The organism is Sulfitobacter sp. HI0129 (assembly GCF_001635395.1).
Taxonomy (GTDB): Bacteria; Pseudomonadota; Alphaproteobacteria; order Rhodobacterales; family Rhodobacteraceae; genus Sulfitobacter.
Window position 1 is genome coordinate 1 of sequence record NZ_LWGH01000508.1, and the last position, 3,803, is coordinate 3,803.

Below are 3,803 nucleotides of genomic sequence, written 5' to 3' on the forward strand. Positions count from 1 at the left end.
CGGCACTCGCCCGTCTGCCTGACGGCTTCGGGCGGCCCGTCGATCTGCAACGCGGGGATCTGCGCTGGCGCATGTCGGTGCCCGAGGAGGGGCGGCTGCCCTTCGACAACCTCGCCCCCGCGCTCATCCAATGGACCGGCGGCGGCCATCCTGCCCAGCGGCTCGCCCCTTCCAACTGCAGGCTGTTGCAGCTTTCCATCCGTCATCCCGAGGGCGCGGCGCTGCGCAGCTTTCTGGCCCCGCTGCTGACAGATGCCCGTATCGACATCGCGGCGGGGGCGGCCACGCTCTCGGCACGCTTCGCGACCCCCCGCGGCGAAAGGACGCTGGCGTGAGCATCCGGGCCGCCAAACCGGAAGACGCCGCCGCCATCGCGTCGATCTGGAACGGCATGATCGCGGGCAGCCTTTTCACCTTCACCAACCAGCTCAAGACCGAAGCGGAGATTCGCGCACTGATCGAGGCGCGCCCTCGCGCCGTCTGGCTGGCGGAGGCGGACGGGCAGGGCGGATTGGCCGGGTTCGTAACCTATGGAACTTTCCGCAACGGCCCCGGCTATGCGGCCACGGTGGAACATTCCATCGTGCTGGCCGAAGGGGCGCGGCGCAGCGGCACGGGCCGCCGCCTGATGGAACGCGCCATGGCGGAGGCCGCCCAACAGGGCATGCACGTCATGGTCGCGGGCATCAGTGCCGTGAACAGCGGCGCGGTCGCGTTCCATTCAGCACTCGGCTTTGTCGAAGCGGGCCGTTTGCGCGAAGTCGGGCGCAAGAACGACCAGTGGCTGGACCTCATCCTGATGCAAAAAACGCTGACATCGGACTGACTTCCGCTGTCGCAGCCTATATGGTCCTCCAATGTCGATCTGGTCACGCATCACCAAGGCGCTGTCTGCGCTCACCGCGGGGGAAGGGCTGTCAGCGGTCTTCGACCGGCTGCGCACGCCTCCCGAACGGTCGATCGCCTTTACCATCGCCGTGATCGCGCTGGGTGCCAAGATGGCCAAGGCGGATGGGCAGGTCACCCGGGACGAGGTCACCGCCTTTCGGCAGGTTTTCCAGATCGCCGATGAGGATACCCAGAATGCCGCCCGGGTCTTCAACCTTGCCCGGCAGGACGTGGCGGGCTTCGAAGATTACGCGGCGCGCATCGCGCGCATGTTCTCCGACCAGCCGGAGATGCTGCGCGACCTGATGGAGGGGCTCTTTCACATCGCCATGGCGGACGGCACCTACCACCCGAACGAGGACGCCTTTCTCGAACAGGTCAGCCGCATCTTCAATCTGGACGAGGCCGAATTCGCCTCACTCCGCGCGCGATTCGTACCCAATACCTCCCCCTTGCCCCATACGGTGCTGGGCCTTCCGCCCGGTGCCTCGAAAGACGAGGCGCGGCGCGCCTATCGCAAGCTGGTACGCGACAACCACCCCGATGTGCTCATTGCGCGCGGCCTGCCGGAAGAGGCGATCATGCTGGCCCAGAAGCGCCTGATCGACATTAACCGCGCATGGGAAACCTTCGAACGCAGGGCAGGCTGACGGCTTTCGCGCCGCAGGCAGGGTTCCGCCGGAGGGATGCGGCGCGCGCGAATGAAAATTCGTCAGATGCCCGGGCCGTGCTATCTTGGGCATTATGAAACGTCTTCTGCCCATCACCGCCTTCGTTCTCGCCCTGCCGCTCGGCTCACTCCTCGCGCAGGAGGAGGAGAACGCACCCGGCGAACGCGGCCTGTCGCTGATGGAGCGGGGCGCCCAGCTTTTCATGGAAGGCATCATGAACGAAGCGGAACCGGCGCTCGAAGGGCTGTCCGATCTCGCCGACAGGATGCGCCCAGCCATGCGCGAATTCGCCCGCACCATGGGGCCGAAGCTGCGCGAACTGGTGGATGAGGTGGACGACTGGAATGCCTATCAGGCGCCTGAAATCCTGCCCAACGGCGATATCATCATCCGCCGCAAGCCGGACCATCCGATGATGCCCCCGGATGAACCGACGGAACCCGCCCCGCAGATCGAACTCTGACCCCGCCGTGGGTCAGGACGGGCTGCGCGCCTTCAGAACCTTGACCTGAACTTCGGCCTCAAGGGACGCGGCCAGTGACCGCAGCCGCGATTCCGCGACCTCGCCAAACAGCGGCACGGTTTCGGGCGTCAGCCGGAATTCGAGGATGCGTTTTTTCGGATACCACTTCAGGCTGCTCGTCTCGGCATCCTGATTCATCCACAGCATCGCGCCGAAACGCATCGCTTTGCCGAGGATTTCCGCCTCTGTCTGGGTCTTGGCATCCACCATGTCGTGCAGATCCGCGAAACGGGTGTTTTCGCGTTTGTTCGAATAGCGATGCAGCAGCGCCAGCCCAAGATAGATGCGTTCGGAATGTTTGAGCCCGCCGAGGTTTGCGCGTGTGGCGTTGTCGAAACAGGTTTCCGCGCGGTAGTCGGGATGGGCGCGCCAGCTGACGTCGTGCAGCAGGCAGGCGGCCTTCACAAGACGCTTCCGGGGGGCAGGGCTGCCCTTGTAGAGCGGCAGGATGAAATTGTAGAGCACCTTGCCGAAGCCTGGCATGCGGGCATCCTTCGCCTCGGCAAAGCGGCAGGCTTCGATCAGCGGATCACGGTCGCGCAGCCGCTGCGGCATCTGCTCATACAACATCCCCTCGCGGATGCCGTAGCTCGAAATGGCGATGTCCTTCGGCTTGAAATTCTTGACCAGCCGGCTCAGCACCTCGGCGGCATAGGGCACCAGCGCCATCCGGGTGGAGGAGACACCGCAGGCGCCACGCAACTCGTCGAGGTCGGATTTCTGGATGAAGGCCACAGTTTCCGCGACCGATTTCTTCGTCATCCGGTATTCGTGCAGGACGTGCAGCGGATAGCCCCTGCGGTACATGTCGATCCGGGCAATGGCCCGCCACGAGCCACCCACGAGGAAAAGCCGGTCGCGTTGCGCGCCCATCTTTTCCTGAAGGCCGGTGATGACCTCCTTGATATGGGCCTGCCGCGCCTTGGCGCCGCCCTTCATGTCGCGCAGTTTCAGCGGCCCCAACGCAGAACTGACACGTCGGCCCACCCGCCCGCCGGAAATCTCCGCCAGTTCCATCGAGGAGCCGCCGATGTCGCAGACCAGACCGTAGGCGCCGGGCCAGCCCAGCAACACGCCCTGCGCCGACAGCCGCGCCTCTTCCTCGCCGTCGATGACCCATATGCGCAGGCCGGTTTCCCGGCGCACCTCCTCACAGAAATCGCGCCCGTCGCTGGCATCCCTCACGGCGGCGGTGGCCACGACCGACAGATCAGCCAGCCCCATGCTTTCCGCCAGCTTCTTGAACCGGCGCATGGCCGACAGCGCCCGCACCCGACCGTCGGGCGACAGATGCCCGGTTTCGGACATCCCCGCACCCAGGGCGCACATGATCTTTTCGTTGTAGAAATAGGCCGGGGAGCGCGCCGCCCCGTCGAACACCACGAGCCGGACGGAGTTGGAGCCCACGTCGACAACCCCCACCCGCGACAGCGCCCGTGCGCTCGGGTCTTCGAACAGGGGTTTTCCGAACAGGCCCAGATCGGCCACACCGGTTTCGGGAACCTGGCGGGGCAGGGTTTCGGTCTGGTCTGCCATGCATACTCCCGCGGGCCATCCGGTTGCGGGGGCAAAGTGGCCCAGCCGGCACCTCAGGTCAATCGCTTTGAAAGGTGCTAATCCTCGGTATGGGTGAGCTTCGGCACATCCGACGCCCCCGCCGACCCTCGCCCGGACAGGGAGGGATTTTCCATGAAGAACCGGTGACAGTTGAAGGCGAACTG

5 protein-coding genes are annotated in these 3,803 nt (G+C 65.3%); 4 read left to right on the plus strand and 1 reads right to left on the minus strand.

The window, feature by feature from the left end:
* From A3764_RS13845 to A3764_RS13860, 4 genes are all read left to right on the plus strand, one after another.
* Positions 1-335: VOC family protein (locus tag A3764_RS13845; protein ID WP_150122184.1), on the plus strand; the 335-nt coding region annotated here is incomplete at its 5' end.
* Complete coding sequence (locus A3764_RS13850; protein WP_067924413.1) at positions 332-826, plus strand: GNAT family N-acetyltransferase; 495 nt, start codon at positions 332-334, stop codon at positions 824-826. The genes A3764_RS13845 and A3764_RS13850, both read left to right, overlap by 4 nt.
* 31 nt (positions 827-857) lie before the next feature.
* The gene (locus A3764_RS13855; protein WP_067951679.1) at positions 858-1,538 is read left to right on the plus strand and encodes a molecular chaperone DjiA; all 681 of its coding nucleotides are present in this window, start codon (positions 858-860) and stop codon (positions 1,536-1,538) included.
* Between the two features lie 94 nt (positions 1,539-1,632).
* Positions 1,633-2,022 (plus strand): hypothetical protein, encoded by a 390-nt coding sequence (locus tag A3764_RS13860; protein ID WP_067922876.1) that lies wholly within the window; start codon positions 1,633-1,635, stop codon positions 2,020-2,022.
* Between the two features lie 12 nt (positions 2,023-2,034).
* On the opposite strand, the gene A3764_RS13865 is transcribed toward A3764_RS13860, so the two are convergent.
* Positions 2,035-3,618, minus strand: a complete 1,584-nt coding sequence (locus A3764_RS13865; RefSeq protein ID WP_067922874.1) for a Ppx/GppA family phosphatase — start codon at positions 3,616-3,618, stop codon at positions 2,035-2,037.
* Positions 3,619-3,803: the final 185 nt, after the last annotated feature.

Coding starts and splice junctions, on each gene's coding strand:
- A3764_RS13860 (WP_067922876.1), top strand. CDS start 1,633: ATGAAACGTCTTCTGCCCATCACCGCCTTCGTTCTCGCCCTGCCGCTC.
- A3764_RS13865 (WP_067922874.1), bottom strand. CDS start 3,618: ATGGCAGACCAGACCGAAACCCTGCCCCGCCAGGTTCCCGAAACCGGT.
- A3764_RS13855 (WP_067951679.1), top strand. CDS start 858: ATGTCGATCTGGTCACGCATCACCAAGGCGCTGTCTGCGCTCACCGCG.